Here is a 379-nt window from a genome sequence, read left to right as displayed (position 1 = left end):
CTCGCAGGCATAGGCGGCAGCCTTGTCCACGGGCACCTGGGCGAACGGGATCTGGTGGGCGCCCTTGCCGCACAGGTCTTCATAGCTGATGCCCGTGCGGTTGGTGTGGCGCAGCGCCAGGCTGGCCAGGCCGTGCGGGCGGTGCACTTCCAGCACATAGCTTTGCAGCATGGTGTCGTGCACATAGCCGTGCACCTCGATGCCGGCATTGGCGAAGACATGGCGGTCGTACTTGACGTGCTGGCCCAGCTTGGGCCGGGCCGCATCCTCCAGCCAGGGCTTGAGGCGCTGCAGCACTTCGTCGGCCGGCAGTTGCTCGGGCGCGGCGGCACCGGCCTGGCGCAGCCGGCCGTAGGCACCGGCGCCGGGCTCCACGCCC

1 pseudogene is annotated in these 379 nt (G+C 70.2%); it reads right to left on the bottom strand.

Annotation, left to right across the window (positions count from 1 at the left end):
• A pseudogene (locus ACFIKI_RS08420) lies at positions 1 to 379 on the bottom strand (DNA polymerase I); the annotation flags it as partial.

Origin of the sequence: Bartonella sp. TT121SHDZB, assembly GCF_042193415.1 — a bacterium.
Classification (GTDB): domain Bacteria; phylum Pseudomonadota; class Alphaproteobacteria; order Rhizobiales; family Rhizobiaceae; genus Bartonella.
The sequence above is the reverse complement of the archived record's forward strand: the minus strand, read 5'-3'. Positions and strand labels throughout refer to the sequence as shown.